28 protein-coding genes and 1 pseudogene are annotated in these 20,404 nt (G+C 26.2%); 15 read left to right on the forward strand and 14 right to left on the reverse strand.

What is annotated here, in order from left to right; all coding sequences use genetic code 4:
* Positions 1-216: 216 nt before the first annotated feature.
* The 12 genes from ACQH24_RS03850 (at position 217) to ACQH24_RS03905 (ending at position 5,741) form a co-directional block, all read left to right on the forward strand.
* A complete protein-coding gene (locus tag ACQH24_RS03850) occupies positions 217-630 on the forward strand; it encodes a hypothetical protein (RefSeq protein ID WP_425380642.1) in 414 nt (137 codons plus the stop codon).
* Positions 631-853: 223 nt separating this feature from the next.
* Positions 854-1,081: a hypothetical protein gene (locus tag ACQH24_RS03855; protein WP_425380643.1), complete on the forward strand. Its 228-nt coding sequence runs from the start codon at positions 854-856 to the stop codon at positions 1,079-1,081.
* Positions 1,081-1,305, forward strand: coding sequence for a hypothetical protein (locus ACQH24_RS03860; protein WP_425380644.1), 225 nt, complete (start codon positions 1,081-1,083; stop codon positions 1,303-1,305). The genes ACQH24_RS03855 and ACQH24_RS03860 overlap by 1 nt, the downstream gene beginning before the upstream one ends.
* Positions 1,306-1,494, forward strand: coding sequence for a hypothetical protein (locus tag ACQH24_RS03865; RefSeq protein ID WP_425380645.1), 189 nt, complete (start codon positions 1,306-1,308; stop codon positions 1,492-1,494).
* On the forward strand, positions 1,494-1,676 hold the full coding sequence (locus ACQH24_RS03870) for a hypothetical protein (RefSeq protein WP_425380646.1): 183 nt from the start codon (positions 1,494-1,496) through the stop codon (positions 1,674-1,676). Before ACQH24_RS03865 ends, ACQH24_RS03870 begins: the two co-directional genes overlap by 1 nt.
* Positions 1,677-1,689: 13 nt before the next feature.
* On the forward strand, positions 1,690-1,995 hold the full coding sequence (locus tag ACQH24_RS03875) for a hypothetical protein (RefSeq protein ID WP_425380647.1): 306 nt from the start codon (positions 1,690-1,692) through the stop codon (positions 1,993-1,995).
* A gap of 130 nt (positions 1,996-2,125) precedes the next feature.
* Positions 2,126-2,335, forward strand: a complete 210-nt coding sequence (locus ACQH24_RS03880) for a hypothetical protein (protein WP_425379612.1) — start codon at positions 2,126-2,128, stop codon at positions 2,333-2,335.
* Positions 2,336-2,555: 220 nt separating this feature from the next.
* Positions 2,556-2,765, forward strand: a complete 210-nt coding sequence (locus tag ACQH24_RS03885) for a DUF2649 family protein (protein WP_425380648.1) — start codon at positions 2,556-2,558, stop codon at positions 2,763-2,765.
* A 77-nt stretch (positions 2,766-2,842) separates the two neighbouring features.
* Entirely contained in the window at positions 2,843-3,778 is a 936-nt protein-coding gene (locus ACQH24_RS03890) for a hypothetical protein (protein ID WP_425380649.1), read from the forward strand.
* The gene (locus ACQH24_RS03895) at positions 3,771-4,064 is read left to right on the forward strand and encodes a hypothetical protein (protein ID WP_425380650.1); all 294 of its coding nucleotides are present in this window, start codon (positions 3,771-3,773) and stop codon (positions 4,062-4,064) included. The genes ACQH24_RS03890 and ACQH24_RS03895 overlap by 8 nt, the downstream gene beginning before the upstream one ends.
* Complete coding sequence (locus ACQH24_RS03900) at positions 4,064-4,300, forward strand: hypothetical protein (protein ID WP_425380651.1); 237 nt, start codon at positions 4,064-4,066, stop codon at positions 4,298-4,300. Before ACQH24_RS03895 ends, ACQH24_RS03900 begins: the two co-directional genes overlap by 1 nt.
* Positions 4,301-4,313: 13 nt before the next feature.
* Positions 4,314-5,741 carry a spiroplasma phage ORF1-like family protein gene (locus ACQH24_RS03905; protein ID WP_425380652.1) on the forward strand — a complete coding sequence of 476 codons (1,428 nt, stop codon included), beginning with the start codon at positions 4,314-4,316 and terminating at the stop codon, positions 5,739-5,741.
* 208 nt (positions 5,742-5,949) lie between these two features.
* Here the strand turns inward: ACQH24_RS03905 and ACQH24_RS03910 are convergent, their stop codons facing one another.
* From ACQH24_RS03910 to ACQH24_RS03935, 6 genes and pseudogenes are all read right to left on the reverse strand, one after another.
* Positions 5,950-6,471 (reverse strand): hypothetical protein, encoded by a 522-nt coding sequence (locus ACQH24_RS03910; protein WP_425380653.1) that lies wholly within the window; start codon positions 6,469-6,471, stop codon positions 5,950-5,952.
* Positions 6,472-6,473: 2 nt separating this feature from the next.
* On the reverse strand, positions 6,474-7,079 hold the full coding sequence (locus ACQH24_RS03915) for a hypothetical protein (RefSeq protein ID WP_425380654.1): 606 nt from the start codon (positions 7,077-7,079) through the stop codon (positions 6,474-6,476).
* A complete protein-coding gene (locus tag ACQH24_RS03920; protein WP_425380655.1) occupies positions 7,072-7,674 on the reverse strand; it encodes a hypothetical protein in 603 nt (200 codons plus the stop codon). Before ACQH24_RS03920 ends, ACQH24_RS03915 begins: the two co-directional genes overlap by 8 nt.
* A gap of 13 nt (positions 7,675-7,687) precedes the next feature.
* Positions 7,688-8,935: a hypothetical protein gene (locus ACQH24_RS03925; RefSeq protein ID WP_425380656.1), complete on the reverse strand. Its 1,248-nt coding sequence runs from the start codon at positions 8,933-8,935 to the stop codon at positions 7,688-7,690.
* A 505-nt stretch (positions 8,936-9,440) separates the two neighbouring features.
* Positions 9,441-10,471 (reverse strand): annotated as a pseudogene (recA, locus tag ACQH24_RS03930) (recombinase RecA).
* Positions 10,472-10,607: 136 nt separating this feature from the next.
* Positions 10,608-10,976, reverse strand: coding sequence for a CinA family protein (locus ACQH24_RS03935; RefSeq protein ID WP_425380657.1), 369 nt, complete (start codon positions 10,974-10,976; stop codon positions 10,608-10,610).
* A 111-nt stretch (positions 10,977-11,087) separates the two neighbouring features.
* Between ACQH24_RS03935 and pgsA the strand changes: the two genes are divergently transcribed.
* Positions 11,088-11,795: a CDP-diacylglycerol--glycerol-3-phosphate 3-phosphatidyltransferase gene (gene pgsA / locus ACQH24_RS03940; RefSeq protein ID WP_425380658.1), complete on the forward strand. Its 708-nt coding sequence runs from the start codon at positions 11,088-11,090 to the stop codon at positions 11,793-11,795.
* On the forward strand, positions 11,785-12,588 hold the full coding sequence (locus tag ACQH24_RS03945) for an SDR family NAD(P)-dependent oxidoreductase (protein WP_425380659.1): 804 nt from the start codon (positions 11,785-11,787) through the stop codon (positions 12,586-12,588). Before pgsA ends, ACQH24_RS03945 begins: the two co-directional genes overlap by 11 nt.
* 49 nt (positions 12,589-12,637) lie before the next feature.
* On the opposite strand, the gene ACQH24_RS03950 is transcribed toward ACQH24_RS03945, so the two are convergent.
* The 7 genes from ACQH24_RS03950 to ACQH24_RS03980 all read right to left on the reverse strand — a co-directional run bounded on the left by ACQH24_RS03950 (position 12,638) and on the right by ACQH24_RS03980 (position 19,001).
* On the reverse strand, positions 12,638-14,560 hold the full coding sequence (locus tag ACQH24_RS03950; RefSeq protein ID WP_425380660.1) for a PTS transporter subunit EIIC: 1,923 nt from the start codon (positions 14,558-14,560) through the stop codon (positions 12,638-12,640).
* A gap of 53 nt (positions 14,561-14,613) precedes the next feature.
* Positions 14,614-14,931: a hypothetical protein gene (locus ACQH24_RS03955; protein ID WP_425380661.1), complete on the reverse strand. Its 318-nt coding sequence runs from the start codon at positions 14,929-14,931 to the stop codon at positions 14,614-14,616.
* 189 nt (positions 14,932-15,120) lie between these two features.
* Positions 15,121-15,495 carry a hypothetical protein gene (locus ACQH24_RS03960; RefSeq protein WP_425380662.1) on the reverse strand — a complete coding sequence of 125 codons (375 nt, stop codon included), beginning with the start codon at positions 15,493-15,495 and terminating at the stop codon, positions 15,121-15,123.
* Positions 15,496-15,837: 342 nt separating this feature from the next.
* On the reverse strand, positions 15,838-16,344 hold the full coding sequence (locus ACQH24_RS03965) for a redoxin family protein (protein ID WP_425380663.1): 507 nt from the start codon (positions 16,342-16,344) through the stop codon (positions 15,838-15,840).
* Between the two features lie 51 nt (positions 16,345-16,395).
* Positions 16,396-17,205, reverse strand: coding sequence for a TlyA family RNA methyltransferase (locus ACQH24_RS03970; RefSeq protein WP_425380664.1), 810 nt, complete (start codon positions 17,203-17,205; stop codon positions 16,396-16,398).
* Positions 17,206-17,211: 6 nt separating this feature from the next.
* Positions 17,212-17,724, reverse strand: coding sequence for a hypothetical protein (locus ACQH24_RS03975; protein ID WP_425380665.1), 513 nt, complete (start codon positions 17,722-17,724; stop codon positions 17,212-17,214).
* Between the two features lie 317 nt (positions 17,725-18,041).
* On the reverse strand, positions 18,042-19,001 hold the full coding sequence (locus ACQH24_RS03980; RefSeq protein WP_425379371.1) for a transposase: 960 nt from the start codon (positions 18,999-19,001) through the stop codon (positions 18,042-18,044).
* A 121-nt stretch (positions 19,002-19,122) separates the two neighbouring features.
* On the opposite strand from ACQH24_RS03980, the gene ACQH24_RS03985 reads away from it, so the two are divergent.
* Positions 19,123-19,617 (forward strand): hypothetical protein, encoded by a 495-nt coding sequence (locus ACQH24_RS03985; protein WP_425380666.1) that lies wholly within the window; start codon positions 19,123-19,125, stop codon positions 19,615-19,617.
* Between the two features lie 172 nt (positions 19,618-19,789).
* On the opposite strand, the gene ACQH24_RS03990 is transcribed toward ACQH24_RS03985, so the two are convergent.
* Positions 19,790-20,392, reverse strand: a complete 603-nt coding sequence (locus tag ACQH24_RS03990; protein WP_425380667.1) for an FMN-dependent NADH-azoreductase — start codon at positions 20,390-20,392, stop codon at positions 19,790-19,792.
* Positions 20,393-20,404: the final 12 nt, after the last annotated feature.

A 20,404-nucleotide genomic window follows, 5' to 3' on the forward strand; every position in this document is an offset into this window, starting at 1 on the left:
ATTTGATTATGTTTGAGTTTCAAATCTTAAAAGGTTTCCTCGTACGGAACTTAATTATAATTAAATGTTTTTTTATGCCTTATTTATAAATTTATTCAAATAAAAAACACTAATTTTGTATCAATATTTTAATTAATCATTTTTTATATTTAAGTTTTAAACCTGAAATCTTTTAAGTAATTTAATTAAATTATTTAAAAGAAAGGAGATGTCTGTATGAAAAACGAACACGGATATCTAACACAATTAATAGAGATTAAAGAAAATAGTCCTATTAAAAATGATAAAACTGGTACAACTGAGTTATGAAATGGTTATACATTTACGCCAGTTGTAAAATCAGAAAATGGTACTTTTAAAGGTACTAAATTTTTACCAAAATCAAAATGATTTAAAGCAGATGATGAAATTTGTTTAAAATTAAAACCGTTTTTAATTGATGGAAATTTATTTTATGTTTCTATTAGATGAGATGGAAAATTAGATGTTATTACACCATATACAGAAAATTATAACGAGCAAGATTTTATTAATAAATATTCTAATCAAAAACAAGAACAGTTAAATACTAATCAGCAAGAAAATAAAAGTATTAATTTTAATGGCGATGACGTTCTTTTATGAGATTAGTTAATATGAAACAACAGTTATGTATGGTTTGTATTAATGGTAAATTCTGAGAAAACGGTGCGACTGTATGCTGAAATTGTTTTCAGTTTAAGGGTAATAACAATGGATAAAAAATGTATTGTTTGTAAATTTGATACTATTTGGAAACAAGGTTCTAATTATTGCTGATATTGTGTTAATAATAATCAAATTTTAATTAATCAATATTATTCTAGATTAAATAATGAAAAGAATTAAAAAAATTTTAAAAGAATTAAAATCAAAAGAATACAACATTTTATTAGATGAATTAGAAGAGTTATTTGTTGAGTTAGAAAAAAATCAATTATATAAAGAAGATTTTAATGTAGAACAATACAGATTACCTTATCATAGCGGTAAAATAATAACAAAAATTAGTTTAATAGACAATTCAAAATATGACAATTTACCTAGTAAGAAAGATGAATAATGAAAAAACAAACTAAATTGTATAAACAACGATTAGAATATTTAGTTAATGTTATACATCAATGTTTACCTACTAAAATACCATTATTTATGTTAAAAAAAGCAATTAAATTATATCTTAATCATAATGTTATTAATATTGGTAATATGGAAGAACAACATTTTAAATTATTAGTAGAACAAGTTAAAAATTATATGTTAAATATAGAAAGGAATGATTGTTAAATGGCAGATATTTATTTAGCTTTATTTATAGTTATTTTGTTTAGTGATTTAACTATTTTATTAGTCGACCATTTTCTTTATACAAGAAAAACTAATAAATTAAAATTAGAAAATGCAGAATTACAAAATAAAATAAATTATTTATTAATTAAAAAATTAGAATCAGAAAAAAAGGAGTGTGATAATTAATGACTGTATTTGTAACTATTTTTTTAACATTACTAATGTTTATGTTCTTTATATTTTTAATAATAAATGTAGTATTTAAGTTTAAAAATAAATATTTAATTTGTCCCCATTGTTCTAAAAAAGTAGAATTTAAAGAATGGGGAAAACGAAAAATTAAAAAAGCAGATAAATCTGTTGAATAAAATTTAAAAGGAGTTGATTTATATTTTTATTCAAAATTTAAATGATTTAATTGAAGAATTAGAACAAGAACAAAGTATTTCAATTTATCATTCAAAAGATTATTTTTTAGAAACATTGAAAATATTACAAAAAGATTATTTGAAAGAAAAAAAAGAGGTTTTATTTAAATGTTATTTTTGGAATGAATATTCTAAAAAAATATGTATTCTTTGTAAAAAAGAAATAAAAAAAATGAAACAAGAAAATAAATTTCAAAAATTTCAAAAATTAAATCAAAAAAATTGAAAAAAGAAATTATGAAAGAATTGAGATAAATAAGTTAATATCAATCAAATACGTTGGCAAGTATAAAAATTGATTTTAGTTTTTAATGTTAATTACTAAAATTAAGGTTAGAAATTGCCAACGTTTTATTATGAATTATTAGTATTTAAGGAGTGAGTTTTATATGAATGTAAATTTATTTGAAGATAACCCTGATGCAAGTGTTATTAAGCAGATAGCAGATTTTGCTGGTATTCTTGCTGATTGGGCGATTGCTTTTACAAACTGATTTATTAGTTTTTTAGGATCACATATGTTATTAATTATTCCATTAGTTTTAATGTTTGTGGTTTTGGGAATTGAAACAATCAGAAAATTAATTCACGGATACTAATATTTGTGATAAATTCTAACCTTAATTTTAGTAATTAATATTTACGAAAGGAATGTAAAAAAATGCAAAGTGTATGAGATTTATATTATCAATTTATGACTATAATGTTTGGTATTAATCATCCTATTATTTTAGATATTGTGATATTTATTGTATTTTTGATATTGGTTTTTGGTATGTTGTTTTTAATTTTAAGTTTTATTTTTAGGTGGATAAAATAATGGAATGAAATATTTTTTTGCAACGAGTATATCAAGGACTTTTGCAGATTTTTTATTTTATTCCTAAAGTTGAAATTAATAACTTTGTTGGTAGTTCTATTGATGATATTACTTATTCAGTGATAATGATAGGTGTTTGATTGGTAGTATTTTTCTTAATTTGATTATCAATATTTATTTTATATAAAACTATAAGGTTGGTGGTGTAGTTATGTTTAAAAATTATTTTAATTTGTTTAGAAGGCAAAAAAATATTAAAGTTTCTTATTGATTTGTAAATTGATTTATGGCAAATATTTTATTTTATCTTTTTATTGTTTGTTTTAATTTACAGTTTATATATTTTAGTTCTACATCAGTTATTGATATTATCCTTTTTATTTTTTTAGTAATTTTTGATATTATCTTTTTTTGGTCTTTTTTTAGTAATCTTTTTCAAACACGAAAATTGATTAAAATTATTAAAAGTAGTCCAATATCAATTATTAATGGTGCTTTGGGTACTGGAAAAACTTTATTAATGACTTATTTATCGCAAATTGCTAAATTTGATAATGTTTATTCTAACTATTTTATTAATGATGAAAAAATTGGAGTTTTAGGTTTAAACCATTTAGATTTTAAAAATAAAAATTATAAGATACCGCCAAACGATAGTTTAATTTTATTTGATGAAATATTTTTATATATGAATGGTGCTAAACCAGAAGAAAATAATAAAAAATTTAGTGGTTTAATTCCATATTTTTTGTTATGTCGTCAGTTTGATAATAATATTGTTTTTGCTGGGCAACGAATTAATCAGAATTGAGTGGAATATAGAGAAATTGCTAATATGATTATTGTTCCTATGCAATGTATTAAACCTAGTATATTTTTTCCTTATTTTAAAATGAAAATAGGTTTCTTTGATGATTTAGATGATTATTTAGTATGAAAAACTGAAACTGTTAAACGAACAGCGAACGGTAAAAGAGTTCGTAAAAAATCAAATAAAGATATTGGTATTAATTTTGTTAAAATAACTATTCCTTTATCAATTGCAATGCAATATGATAGTAAATATTTAAAATTTGTGCGTGATTTAAAAAATGATAAAGTACCAAGTTATATTAAACAAAATTGACCTAGTATTGTTAAAAAAGATATTACGATTAATGAATTACGAGAAATGGGTATGGAACATTTATTAAAAAATTTGGGGGAATTAGATAATGATTAATTTATTTGCTAATGATGTATGAAATGGTGCTATTAATACCATAGTTGATATTTTTATGAAAATTATGGATTGAATGTGAACTTTAAAATTGCCTGGTACAGATATTCCTTTATTTGTATTGTGAGTAATTGGCGGTGTAATAAATGTCATTATGTTATTGGTTAATAGTTCTCGTGGTTTAAGTTCTGTTTCTCGTTCTTCTTTACAAGCAAGTAAACAAATATCTAATGGAGTTAAAAATATAAGTAATAATTCTAAAAGTAGTAATAAGGAGAATGAAAAATAATGTTAAAGTTAATATTTTTCTTTGTTATTGGTTTAACTGTTGGGTTTGGTTTTATTGCTAATATTGTTATGGCAACAGATTTAGGTTTTTCTACTGTTAAACATTATTTAGAGTCTGCTAATGATTTTTATAAATTAGTGGCACAGTTATTTATTATTGCTACACACCCTATTTTTCAGTTATATATGGCGTTTGGAATTATTATTATGGGTATTAGAATTATTTTTATTGTTTAGGGGGGTTAAAATAATGCGAAAACGATTATTAGATATCTTTGTTGTTTTTTATTTAATGTTTGGTTGAATATTTCTTTTTTGTGGTACTATAACTACAAATTATTTTAGTAATGTTTATAAATTAGAATTGAAAAATAATGATGTTTTTAAAGATTTATCATATTCTGATTTAAATAAATATGATTTTCAATCTAGTTTAATGTTGCGACAAGATTATTTTATGCAAGATTTAGCACCTAGTAATTATGCTTTTAGTTTTGGAATTCAAACTCCTTTGTATAGTGGTGTAAGTGTTGATAAAGATGATATTAATTATTGATTTAGAAAAATTCTTTTTAGTACTCTGAAAGATGATTTTTATTTAACTTGATGAAATCAAACTCAAAATGGTAATGACCCTAACCCGTATAATCAATTTTATTGAAAACCAGATAAGGGTAGTAGTGTTAGTGAAGCAATAGGTTTTAAAATTTTATTTAATGGAATAAAATATAAATTTACTTTAAATATGAATGCTTTACCTTTATTTTTTGTTCCGTTTTTTGCTAATCAAAGTGCAAGAAATTTTGATTTAAATTTTTTAATGTTTAATTTTAATTATCGTAATGTAATTAATTTAAATAATTTAAAAGAAGATAATTTTAAGTTTTATGTTAATAATAAATTAACTGATAATTTTAATGATTTAGATTTATTGTTTAATCTTTTAGATTATTTTTATTCTAATGTTTTAAGGACTTTATTTGATGTTTCTAATTATAAAGAATATTTAATTTTTACTAGTTTAACTGGGAATTTAGGTTTTTCGTTTTTTGTAAAAAATGGTTTTTTATTATATCCTAAGTCAATGCTTTTTAATTTTTGAGTTTCTAATGGTATTGACCCACAATATCAAGTAAAATTGGCAAATGCTTTTAAAATTAATTCAAATGATAATTATTATTCTTATTTATCAAATTGAGATTATTTAACTGATGTATTGCCCGGTAATGGTAATGGTGGTTATGAAAATAAGATTAAAATTCTTGATATGACAATAGATACTAATAAATATCGTGGTTTTAATATAATTACTTTTCAAAGTAAAAATTTGCCTAGTGAATCTACTTTATATCTTTTTGGGTTTAATTTTAGTATTTATAATGCTACTGATTGAAATAATGAAATTAATGGTGGTGATATTTGAAAAATACCATATAAAAATTGTAGTTGATATAATATTGCTTGCCATATTGAAAATGCTGGAATTTGGTTGGTAAATAATTTGCCTGGTATGAAAGAAGTTTATAATTTTGTTAATGGGATAGTACATGTATTTAGTAATGTCTCTGAATTGTTTAATAATATTGGTAATTTGTTTGCTTTTGATATTACATTTAAGATTATGTTAAGTTCTATCTTAGTGTTAGCAATGGTTAACGGACTTTTACGCTATTTTTAGTAGTAAAATAATAATGTTGTTGGTAAAAAAAAAAAAAAAAGTAAGGTGGTGCGGTGGTTTATCACGCACCACCTTACTTAAAGGGGTAAAAGTCGCGGAGCGACTTAGGGGCGGAGCCCCTTTCCTTGATAAACCCTTATTTTCGCCAACATAATTATTCTTGTTTTTAAAAGAAAAAGATTACTTGTTTTCCCAGCAGGTAATCTTTTTAGGTTGTGATATTAATTTGTTCTAAAAACTGGAATGTCTTTTTACCAATAATTACTTTTTTTTCTATTTCACCATCAAGATTATAAAGAACTTTGTTAAAAAAACCATTAATATCAATTCCAATAATTTGTGATAATGCAATTTCTTCATTTAAAAAAAAGATAGTGTCATTATTAACTTTAATTCATAAGCTATTATTAACTAAAGTTTGGATGATTAAATAAGTAAGAATTAAAACATAATTACAAATTGCAATAATAACAAATAAATAGACGAGAATATTAGGAAGATTCGTTAAGGCCATTAGTAAAATATAATCAATAATAATAAAAGCATTCAAAGGCGTTAAAAGAAAGTAAATCATCCCAAATATAAAAATTAACATTTGTTTTCACTTATATTCTTTAATAAAATTATTACTTTGTTTTTGTTTTTGATAATGTAAAACGAATAAAATATGAAAGGTATATAAAGCAAGCATTAGAATTAAAGTAAAAATTAAAATAATATGCATTTTCATGTTTATTTTCCTTTCCCTTTTCATATTTTAAAAATTGTCATTGATATTTTAACATCATTTGTAATAAAACGATAAATTTTTTCATTCGTGCTAATAAAAAAACCAATTTGATATAAACCATTAAGATTAAAAACACTAGGTAAAGCAAAATTAATATCCTTTAATCAAATTATTACATTCTGGGGTTTTGTTGTAATTACTAATCGATAATTGGTAACATATATTTCGCCATTAATTGTTTCTGGTCCTGATCTTGAAGTAAGATTTAAATAACCCGGGAGATTTTCAATATGATATTGATAAGTTTTCGATGGTTGTAAATAATATGCCTTTTGTTTTAGTTTTTTTTTCTTAATTATTTCATAACCAGATATTTTTGCTTGATAATAACATTTTTCATTTTTAGGTAATTCATAATTAATGGTAATTTCTGTTAATTGATCATTCAAAAATATTTGGTTATTATCAATATCTTTTTGCAACTTTTGGTGCTGTTGTTTAAATTGTTTAATTTGTCGTTGTTGAAAGCATGCTAAAATTATCACAATAACAATTGCTATTCCTAAGATACTTCCGAATAAAATAATTGCCAGTCAATAGTTATCCATTATTTTTTCACACCTTATAAATTAAATACGGGATTTCAAATCCTCTGACAATAATCATGAAACGTTTTTGTTCAGTATATAAATAAAATCCTTGGAATAAAGTATTATTTATTCGAAAAATACTTAATTCAAGATTATTAATCTTTTTTAAATCTCATATTGTTGTAATGTCATTATTAATAATTAAAATTCGTTGGTTGGTAATAAAAATAGTACCTTGTTGGAATGGAACTTGTTCAATTTGTTTAATCTTTTTACCATCGCCATAACCAACATTGATACCATTATCAAAAGGAATATGATATTTTGATTGTGCCTGATAAGGTACTATTTTTGAACGACGATAAAGATAAACAGTAACAGGAGTATTACTAAAAACTTTTTCGGCCGGTTGTAATTTGAACTTAACATTAATTTCGGAAAAAGTTAAAGTTTGGAGGTTATTATTAATATATTCTTGATTATCAATTTCTAATTGTTTATAGATTTGATAAAATAAATGTTGTTTTTTTTGATAAAATCATAATAAAAAACCAACAAAAATCATTAATAATGCAAGAAAAACCCCAATTATAATTCATCCTAATGTTGTCATTGTCATCCACTTTCTATTTTAAAATATTAATTCCATTATTGAAATTATTGATAAAAGTTTGTAGCATTAATTCTTCAGCTGAATTTCGTGGTTGTTCGAATCGATTATAATAATAAATATTAATTAAATCTTTTGTCTTTTCGTTTAATTTATCATAATATTTTTTATTAATTAAAAAATGTGTGCCTTGATTAATAATAAGGCTGGCAATAAAATTATGTCATTGTTTTTCATTTTTGTTTTTTTCTTCTCATTCTGCAAAGTAGGTCGTAAAAATTCGATTATTTTTATGATAAATAAAATGAACTTCGCTAGTTTTATTTTGTTTAATTAAACGACTGTACAATATTTTATTTGGTAAAAATCGGTTATTAGGAGAATTAATTGCTTGGAAGGTAATTGGGGTCAATTGTGCTAATAAAATATCATTTCAAGCTATTGAAGTAATTTCCTTTGGTAAAATGATTTTTTTAATAACATAATTCCGATTATTATTATCTAGATCATTAATTAAACGATATAATTCTAATTCATAAATTAAATGTAATTTCATAATTCGTCGTAACTTAATTGTTAAAATTACTTGTTCAGCAACACTTAACTGTTGATAAAAGGCTAAATAAGTTTGATAAACTTCTTGATGGTCAATTAGGTTATCATTAATATTTATTAAAAGAGCTGCTAATTGTGGCGAAAGTTCTTTTTCCGACATTAAATATGCATTAAGATGATTTTGGCAAAAAAGATGAAATACATATGGAGGTTTATTGTCGATTGTTAAATCTAAAAATGGTGTTTTAACACTTTTAAAGAAATGTTTTGAATTATAACGATTTAAATAATAACAGTTAGTACTGTCATCAATTGAATAAAGGTTATGTGATGCTACTTGTTTGTCACAGTCTTGTAATAGACATGTTCGGGTTAAAAATTCTTGTAAAACTTTTTGAAAATGAATGCTTTCCTGTGTAATATATTGTTCTTTTAATTTGGGGTCCCCTACTGCTTGTAAAATTGAAATATATTCTGCTCGTGATTGCGATGAATTTAATACTTTTGGTTTACAACACATTTTATATTTTTGCTTACTTAAACAAATACAATCTTCATTATCCGCAATCGTAAAAATTGGGCGGTAATGTTTATGCAAGTAATCTAATTGATCATCATCTAGGTAATAGCTTTTTAATAAAGCATCAAACATTGCTTGTTCTGTTCCTTTTAAATTATGTTCTAATTGTTTTTCTAATCCGTCTTGCATTTATACATTCCCCTCTTATTAATCTTCTTTGTTTTAATTATAAACGTATCTTTCTAATTTTACTATAAAAAAAGCGCTTTAATGAAAGTAAAGCGCTCAAAGGCAACATATAGATTTTTCGACGATAATTTCAATTGGATATTATTGATTTAATAATTTTATAAACAAATCACTTTTAGTAATTAAAAGTAATATTATATTGGATCGTTTAATGATTATACAATTATAAAGTGTATTTAATTGAAATTAAAGTCATAGTTTTGTAGTCTTTTACAAGGGAAACATATTGTTAAAACTTAATTAATTATTAAGATTGGACCATATTAATAACTAATTAGTTTTTATGTAACTTGTTAAACTACATAACTATTATATTTTATTTGCAAAATTTTTGCAAGTATTTTTTAATTTAACAAATTATTTTATATAAAATAATTCAAACATTAACAAAAGTTTATTAAAAACAGAGGTTATGTTCTCTATAACCTCCGTAATTTAAATTTTATTAAGAATTAGCGTTAAAATTACAAATAATTTGTTGGTAAATTTCATCAAAAACAATTGGATTCATTTTAAGATATTCTTTTACGCGTTCGCGACCTTGTCCTAATTTATTATTTTGATAAGCATATCAGGCCCCTGTTTTTTCTAAAATATCATATTTTACTGCTAAATCAATTAATTCATAATATTTATCAATTCCTTCGTTGTAATTAATATCCACAATTGCTGTTTTGAATGGTGGTGAAACTTTATTTTTAACCACTTTAATTTTAACCTTATTGGCAGTTGCAATTCCCGATGTTGTTAATGTTTCAGTTCGCCGAACATCTAATCGGACCGAAGCATAAAATCGTAAAGCTCTACCCCCAGCTGTTGTTTCGGGATTACCAAAAAATACTCCGATTTTTTCTCGAATTTGATTAATAAAAATTACAATTGAATTTGTTTTACTAATTACCCCATTTAATTTTCGAAGGGCTTTACTCATTAGCCGTGCTTGGGCCCCAATTGTAACATCACTCATTTCACCATCTAATTCTACTTTTGGTACCAATGCTGCTACTGAATCAATTACAACTAAATCAATGGCATTTGATTTGACAAGGATTTCTAAAATATCTAATGCTTGTTCACCTGAATCAGGTTGGGCAATAATTAATTCATCAATGTTAACCCCTAGTTTTTTGGCATAATTAGGGTCTAAAGCATGCTCTGCATCAATAAAAGCTCCTCGACCATTCTTTTTTTTGTACTTCAGCAATGGCATGCAAAGACAATGTTGTTTTTTCCAGAAGATTCTGGACCAAAAATTTCAACAATTCTTCCTTTAGGATAGCCGCCAACCCCAATTGCTTCATCAAGTAATAAACTACCAGTTGAAATTGCTTCGATTGTTAAGTTACTTTTATCACCTAATTTCATGATAGCACCCTTACCATATGCGCGTTCAATTTCTTTCATAACATTTTTTAAGATTTCATCTTGATCAATGGCTTTGGTATTATCAGAAGTGACTTTGTTATCTTCTTCCATTTGCAATGCTCCTTTCTAACTAGTTTTATCTCTTTTAAATGATTATTCCTTTTTTATTTTGAAATAATTTCTAAAAGATGCTTGATTATTGTTGTAACTGCAATTGATTTAATTTTTGTACGTGGTCAAGTTTTGTTTAAAGATAATTCAAAGGTGCTAGGATTATTTTGATAAATAATTGTGGCAAAGATGGTTCCAATTGCCCTGGGCCAGCATTTCCGGTAAAACTAACAGCAAGATCACTCTTAAACTGATGTTGACAAGCAATGGCCATTGCTTCGGCGGTTTGTTTTGAAACAACGCCATATTGAGCAATAATTGTTTCTGGGACATGACCAATGTGAACTTTAACATTATTAGTATATGTAACAATACTACCTAAAAAGACTTCACTAGCATTTGGAATATTTGTCAAAAAATGACTAAAAACACCACCAGTTACTGATTCATATGCTGCAATTGTTAATTGTTTTTGTTGTAATAATTGGATTAATTCTTCTGTCATTTTCTTTTTCCCCTCAAAAACTTTCTTTAATATTATACATTTATATAATATAATATGTAAGTAATATTAAATTGTCACAAAAAAGAATATCTTTAGAAAAGAGGAGTAAAAATGAATTGAGCTAATCGTATTACATTAATTCGAATTTTTTTAATACCAATAATTATTGGTCTAATGGTCATTGTCCCATTTGCAGGAACATCCTTATATAATGGTTGAAATGAATGATTAATAATTACCGGACCAACTATAACTTATTCATTGCCAATTAGTTATTTAATTGCCGGGATATTATTTATCATTGCTAGTTTAACTGATTTATTAGATGGTTATATTGCACGGCGTTATAATCAAGTTACTACTTTTGGAAAATTTTTTGATTCAATCGCTGATAAATTATTAACAAATACTGTCTTAATTGTTTTTGCTTGTGCAAATATTATTCCAGTTTGAATGGTCGTTATTTTGATTGCTCGTGATTTTGTGATTGATGTTGTGCGCCAAATTTTAGCAACACAAAAAGTAGTAATGGCAGCAAATCAATTAGGTCGGATTCGTGCCGCCGTTGAAATGTTTGGAATGACAATTTTATTTTTTATTGGTTTTCGTATGTTTGGCGGTGACAGTTTAAAAACTGGTCAGTGAAATGAATTTGGCTGAGTTAATCAAATTATTATGATTCCAATGTATTTAGCAACCATTTTATCTCTTGCAGCGGCTGGGAATTATATTTTCTTGAATCGAAAAGCATTATTTGATATGACCGTGATTAGTAAAAAACCAAAATTAGAAAGTGAACAACCTGCGAATGGCAAATAAGATCAAAAATAAAAATGAATGAGCGGTTGTGACAGGGGCTAGTAAAGGTTTAGGTTATTGCTATTGTGAGGAATTATTAAAACTTGGTTATAATATTATTGCCGTAGCCCGCGATACTACATCGCTTAATATTTTGCATGAAAAATATCCAAATCAGGATATTAAAATGCTAAATTACGATTTAAGCGATTCAAATAATTGTTATCAATTATTTGATGATGTAAAATCGGAAAATATAACGCTTTTAATTAATAATGCTGGGTATGGAGTATGAGGATATTTTAGTGCATCAAATTTAGAACAAGAAATGAATATTATCGATTTGAATATTAAAGCTTTACATATCTTAACAAAATTATTTGTGCAACACTTTATTGATCAAAATAATGGTCGCATTTTAAATATTGGTAGCTTAGCGGCATTTACTCCGGCTCCTGTTTTTGCAAGTTATTATGCTTCAAAAGCTTATGTATGAAGTTTAGGTGTTGCGATTAATACGGAGTTAAAAAAGACAAAATCATCGGTTCGTGTTATTACCCTATGTCCGGGACCATTAAAAACAGATTTTTGGAATCGAAGTAGTAACCAAAAAGATGCAAAATATCATTCAACAATTAAAGTAATGAAAACAACAACGTATGCCCGAAAAAGTTTGAAGCGTGGGTTAAAAACAAAGCGAAAAAATTACATTATAACTGGACGTGTTAATAAGCTAGTAAAAATATTAACAAAATTTGCCCCACAAAGTTGTGTTTTATCATCAGTTTATAATTATCAGAAAAAACGAAAATAAAAAAGCAAAGATACCTTTGCTTTTTTATATAATATATTTATTCTCAATATTATTTTCCAGAAATTTCGGATAATTTAGTTGCGACCGATTCAACATTTAATCCAACAATAATTTGAATTCCTTTGGTTTTCGAAACTAAAACCATTCCGGCAACTCCAGCATTTTTAATTTTTTGTTGGTCAATTTTAGTATTGTCTTCAACGGTTAATCGTAATCTTGTCATACAATTATCAACTTTAACTAAATTATCATGACCAATTGCATCATAAATAACTTGCGCTAATTTTAATGGTCCCGCGGGATCTTTTTGAATATCAATTCGTTGATTAATTCCATGATCAGGTTGTAAAGGAACATTAACATTGCTTGTGCTTGTAGCTGTGGCAACATTTATGTTTGTTATTTGTTGTTCTTTTAAAGCTTTTTTCTTAGCATGTTTTTCAACACTTTTTCCAAGTGATTTTGCAATCATCGCAGCCTCGTCTTCACGGCCAGGGGTTGATAAATTCATTTTCTTAATAATGTATTTGAAACTAAAGAAGTACGCAGCTCCTTCAGCAATTCCAATTGGAATAATCATTAATGGATTTCCTAATACTTTATAAACTCCTGATTGTAACGTTGATGAAATTGTTGCCATATCTCATGAAGTTTTCATTGAAACTGCTCAGTCAATAAATCCTGCTGAGAAACCAAAACCAACCCGAATCCCAAATCCAACGGTAATTGCGGCAAATACTCCTGTTAACAAGGCATGCAATCCTAATAAGATTGGTGCTAAGAAGACAAATGAGAATTCAATTGGTTCTGTAATACCTGTTAAGAATGATACTCCTGCGGCAGATCCTAGAATTCCAGCATATTCAGCACGACGAGTTTTATCTTTGACTGATAAAATCATTGCAGCACAGGCAGCTGGTAAACCAAACATCATCATTGGGAAAAATCCTGATTGGAACATTCCACTTCCTCCGGCTAAACCAAATTTAGCATCAGCATATAATTTATGTAAAAAGGCATTAATGTCACCATTTATGGTTGTTAAAATTCCATTTGAATTTCACCCGTTAATAGTTAGAACACCATTACTATTAATTGAATAATCTGCTCATTGTAAAACACCGTCAACAATGCGCCATAAATTATCCCCTTGATAGTTCATTAGATGTCCAATAATTGGTTGTTGGAATCATAAATAAGTATTTAATACTTGGTGTAAACCAAATGGTAATAATAACCGGTTAAAGATTCCATAGAAAAATGCTCCTAATGGGGGGATTGCTCCTAACCCATATCCAAGATATTGTAATCCTAATTGGAATCATGGTCAAATTGCCGCTAAAGCAAAGGTACTAAGTAGGAAATAAGCAGCAGTCATCATTGGAACAAAGCGACGACCCGAAAAGAATCCTAACGCTGCTGGTAATTTTATATTTGAATATTTATTGTAGATTAAAGCAACAAGACATCCAGCTAAAATACCACCAAAGACTCCCATACTAATGTTGTATTTGGCGCCATATCCATTTACAGCATCGCCGGAACTAAAATCAAAGACATATAAGATCTGTGAATGTGGCACAGCTCAAAATTGATTATCTTGAAAATTACCAATTGGGGTATGACCTAGTAAAGCATTATTATAGTATCATTGTGGGATAATTCCCATTAATCTTTCAATCACTGCTCATCCAAAGAATGCTACTAAAGCAGCTTCTCCCCGAAAATCTTTCGCCATTCCAAATCCTAATCCAATTGCAAAAAGCGGCGCTAAATTTGAAATTGCGGCATTTCCAACTGCTTGGAAAATTGAACCAATGTATCAAATCACGGATAGTGTCCCTGTTTGTGTTAAATCAGGGTTGATTGAAGCATCGTTCATAACCCCCCCCAACCTTAGTAACAAGGCTGCAATTGGTAAGACAACAATTGGGAATTGCAGAGCTTTTCCTAATTTTTGCAGATATTGCATTAATTTTTTCCTCCTTATTAAAAATAATTGTTAATATTGTTAAATAGTTAAAATTATACATTTAATTTAATAATAGTAATAATGCCAACAGTTAAGGAAATTGCAAATAATGAAGTTAGAATTAAGAAAATATTTTGCTTAATTTCATATAAAACACCACGGTCCCGACTGACTTTTAAGCGTTGGGCTTGATGATAATTGTTCTTATTTCGTCAGTATAAAAAATGAATTAACAAAAAAACAACAATAAAAAGGATACTAACGCCAATAACTCCCCCTCAAATTAATGTTTGGGTATGTTTGCTCAGTTCATCTAAATTGTTAGTATTGCTGAATAAAATTAAATGTAAAAATAATACTTTTTGTTCCATTTCGGTATACTTTCTATTTTAACTATCTATTTTTATTATCTAACAAAATCTTACATTTGTATAAAAAAATTTATTTTTTTTCTAAAAAAATGATAAATTTTAGTAAATTTCTATTATTCATTAAATAACCCTTCTTTAGGATAAAGAGGGGTTATGATCATTAAGTATACAATTATTGATTTAAAATTATTAATCGTGATATCTTTTTGTTTTAGTATTGTTTTTACCAATAAAAACAAAGTTATGCTTTGATTTAATGCATTCTGAATTTGTACAATGCAATTTATACTCACAAGGTTTTGAGCGACAGAAAAACACGGGTTGTTCACACATTTGGCATATTAAAATTGATTTTTGTGATTCTTGTATTGCAGCACATTTGGGACATTCATTAGCGTGTTGTTCACATCCAATAAAGACACTATCTGGCATTGCTAATCTTTTTCTGGGTTCAGTTGGATTGTTATTTTCAAAAGCCATAATTTTGTGTTCTCCTTTCATAAAATACTTGTAATAAACACGTCTCTTATCAAAAAAATATCTTTCAATGGATAAAATTTCCATATACGATCGTTGATAAAAATTGGGAATAGGTTTAGTACAAAAGATAGTATATATTTTTTCAAAAAAAAAAAAAAAAAATAACAATGCTATTTTTTTCAATAGTAAGGATTATTGGAATTCCAATGAAATAATTTGGTAATTTCTGTTAAATTTTGATTTAGTTTAAAATACTTTATTTAACAAATGATAACTGTCATTTTAATCCCCTTCTCACTTTTTATATTCCGTGCTATCATTTTTACAAGAAAATTTTTATATCAAATAAAAAAACCCGTTAAGTAATATTAGCTAGAGTTGTAGCTGTCTTTACTTGCAAGGGTTTATTTTAATGTAAAAGTTTTATTATTTTATCAAGGTATTTAAAAACTGATAAACATCGTGATAATTTGGTTCTGAACTAACAGGTGATACTATTTGCAGATAAATAACTTGATTAGTTTGATCAAGAATCATAACACTACGGGCTAGTAAATTATTAAATTCAAAGAATAATTTTGTATTGTTTCCAAATTGACGATAGTTTGTATCGGATAATAAGATATGTTCGGAATTAATAAATGATTCACAAGCTCGTTGCAATGCAAATGGTAGATCTCGTGAGATTGTTATTAATTGTAATGCGGGATATTTGGCAAGAATTGTTTCATTAAATTGTTTTGTTTGTAATAAACAAACACTAGTGTCAATACTAGGTACGGCCGAAATAATTTTATATTCTTTGCTAACATTTGTTAATTCAAAATCTTCTCATTGCATTGTATCTGCTTTAAATGTTAGGTTATCGCCAACTTTAATATGATCTTTTGCAATTAAAGCAGCAACATCGCCGCTCATTGTTCCTTTAGCCATAAATTCTGTTTCTCCCTTCTTATATTGATACTATTATATCTTAAAAATTCTTTAAGATAACAAAGAATTTCAAGCATTTTCAACAATTTCCATAACTTTTACATCCGAAAAGTGATTAGTTGGTGTTGTTGTGCGTTGAAGTAAACAAATGAATTCAATATTTTTCTTTTTATTACCTAATATGGGGGAATAATCTATCTTTATAACACTAAAACCATTTATCAGGGCTAAATTAATGATTTTTTTAATAACTATTTGATGTGTTTCCTTATTAGTAATTTTACCCTTATTAACTAGTTCTTTTGTACTTTCAAATTGCGGTTTAATTAAACAAAAAGCATAATGATCTAATAATAAGATATCCTTTAGTGGTGGGATAATTTTATCTAATGAAATAAACGATACATCACAGCAAGCAAATTCAATTTGATCCGGTTCAAATAATTCTTTGGTGGCATAACGAAAGTTAGTTTTTTCTAAGGAAACAACTTGCGGATTATTCCGTAATTTTCATACTAATTGATTAGTACCAACATCAAGGGCATAAACTTTTTGGGCCTTATTTTGTAATAAACAATCAGTAAAACCACCAGTTGAGGAACCAATATCAAGACAAATTAAGTTATCCACTTTTAAATTAAAGGTTACCAATCCCTTTGCTAATTTTTCGCCCGCTCGTGAAACGTATGGTAATGGTTGACCCCGTAAAGTAATAATACTATCCGGAGAGACTAATTCCCCTGCTTTTAAGGCTGGAACATCATTAACTAAGACATTATTCGCTAAAATCATTGCTTTTGCTTTTTCACGCGAAGGAGCTAAGTTATCATTAACTAATAATTGGTCTAATCGAATTTTCATTAAGATTTATTCTTCCTTTCTTTTTGTTTTATTAAAAGCTTGGTGATTTTTATAACGAAATCATAAGCGTTGTTTCCGAGTTTTAGTGGCCCGATAAGTTTCTAAAATAGTGTCTTGTTCAATAATATAATTAGTTATTTTTTTAAAAAAATAGGTACCATATGATAATGATCATTCCAACGAAATAAAATTTTGATCAATTTTGGCTTCAATAATCCTTGAATAATTACTAATGATATAATTACACTCTAACATTAGATTATTAATATTATGATATTTAAAAAGATAATATGATGTTTGGGGCAGTGGATATTTTTCTGCTAAAAATGCTAAGTTTTTTGGAAGAATCAATTGCTGATTATCAAGGTCAACTGTAATTTCTACTGGTTTTCATAAGGGAACATAATGTATTTTACCCTTTAGAATTAATAATAGCTCTTTAACATCATTTGACATTCGTCATTTTTTTGCTCATTTATTATTGGCCCAATGATAATAATTAAATTTGTTATTTTGCATGGTATCACCTTTTCAACTATAGTAATTATATCAAATTTTTGAATAGGAGGAAAGAAGCTCTTAATGTCCTTCTTTTTTTGTTTTGACAAATTATTTACGTTAGTTTACCAAAATTCCAGCAAAAAAAATTGATATTTACATAATTGTTCGGTAAAATATTGCCATCACAATATCGATGCATATAATAAAGGTGTAAATAATATTTATGAAGTTTTATACTTTAATTTTGTCGAAAACTCTTGATGAAATAAAAAAATCATCAATATGACAATTTGAAAAATAATTTTGTTTAAGATCATGATTTTGCTTTAAATTTTTTAAACGTTAAAATATAATACCGTTGATTGTTGTTTTGGTGTTAAACCTTTATGTTGGTATTTTCATTTTCATAGATTTAAATAATTTTGAATATTAGTGAAACCCAAACCATGATAATGAATTAAGGCTTCTTTAAGACTCGATTGTAATTTACTAATCTTATTTAACTTTCGATAACTAGTATCAGGGTTTGTACTAGTTTTGGTAGAATATAGAGTAGAATTTGTTTGTTTTGCTACTAATAAATATAATGGTTGCATGTCAGAAATAATTATTGATTTTTCTTTAATTAATTGCTTATTCATATTTTCAATAATTCATTGTTTTTGTAATCGTTTGGTATTGGTGGATTGAACAAAAATATTATTATTGCTATCAACTACCATTTGAATACAGCATTTGGTATTAGTTGAAAATGGATCAAGATGAGTTTTTCGTTTATCAAATTTATCTTTAAAATTACCTTTATGGATTTCTTTAATAAAAGTTTCATCAATTTGGATTTGACCATTTAATTTTTTAAATTTTAATTGAGTATTTTCTAATTGTTTTGATTGCATTAATTTTTGACGATTATATCAAGCAGTTTTTGGTGTTGTTTTAATAAAACGGGAAATTATTTTACTAGATTGTCCTAATAATGAAATTTGAATTAATAAATTTCACTGTTCATAATTTAAATGACTTCAATAAGTAAAATGATGACGAAAAGCATCAAAACTAGCACGACATTTTTTACATAAATATTTTTGTTTTCCTTCGGGATTATGACCATTTTTAACACAATGATAAGATTTACAATCAGGACATATAATGCCTTTATCTCTAAATTTTTGATCAATTTCATTTAAACGTTTTTGTTTTTTGATTACTTCTGCTTCTTTTTTTATTTTTTCAGCAAATTCTAAAAATTGATCATCTGTAAAACTGTTTTTTAATTCTGTAATTATTTTTTCCATCAATTATTTACCTCTATATATTAAAAATATACCTAAAATTAGATATATTCTATAAATATCAAGAGTTTTCGACAAAATTAAAGAGTTTTATATAAATATTTTTACTAGGAGATGATATATAATGTTAAGATATAAAAATATTTTAGTTGGGATTGGAGCAATTGCGTTAGCAACTACTCCGGCCCTAATATTATCAAACTCATCAAAAATTCATGATAAATATAGCAAAATTGAAAAGAATATTAATCAAGAAGAAAAACAAGGATTACAATATCAAACATTTTATCAAACTAAAAAATTAAATCCGGTCTTAACAAAGGTTAAGAATTCAAATGATGGTGTTAATGAGTGGCATTACTATTTTGTATATTCCCACTTATATTTAAATCATAGTTTGACAACAACAATTCAAAATGATTTAGGATCAGTTGGTGCTGTTGCAGCAGCCCTATTAGCTATGATTCCTGAAATTGGTCCTGTGGCGGATGTTATTGTTGCTCTTTTAATTGCCCAATGATATGTTTGAAACATTCCATCATATGATAAGGGTAAAGGAGTTGGAATTAATATGATTGGGATAGCTCCAGATATTATTACAGCTGTGTGAGCACAATAATCAGTTTTTATTAAAGTAACAATTATTTCATAAATATTTTTTACATAACTGCTAGTTTTGAAACTAGTGGTTTTTATTTTACCAAAAAAATAAAAGGGATTAATTAATTAATTTATCCCTCTTTTGGTAATATAATTTTAAGTAAAGTTTTTATAATGTTGCCGAATGTTAGTTAGAATGTTTTAACAACTTTTTGAATTTCTTCATCATATTGATCAATTAACTCATCTGGTGCTAATGAACTTGTTGGTGGTACTTTTGTTCCTGCGACTAAAATTGGTTTATTTACTGTTGCACCAACAAATTCTCATGTTCCTTTTAAATATTCGGTATGATTTCCCCATAGATATCATCCAAAAGGAGCTCCTTGGGTTGTTAAAATTTGAATTTTTAAATGTGGTAATAATCCAATCGCATCCCCTTTTTTGGAATATTTATATGAGAATGTTTTATTAGCCACTAAAACATGATCTAAATAATTTTTCATTAATCCCGAAACATTAAAATTGTTCATCGGACAAACAACAACAACTTTTTGAACTTCTTTTAATTGGTTAATATAAACATCACTATCTTCAGCATTAAAATAATTATCAAAGTTATCACGAGTTAATGTTTTTACTGCCATTGGCGTATCATTTAAGTCTAAATGAATAATTTCATCATCCGGATTTAATATTTGATAATGTTTAATAAAACGTGCTGCTAAAGCTTTTGAATATGATTTATCATTTGGGCTAACAGTTCCATAAATTACTAGTACTTTATTTGACATTGTTATCTTTCC

Origin of the sequence: Spiroplasma endosymbiont of Stenodema calcarata, from assembly GCF_964031205.1 — a bacterium.
GTDB lineage: Bacteria > Bacillota_I > Bacilli_A > Mycoplasmatales > Mycoplasmataceae > Spiroplasma.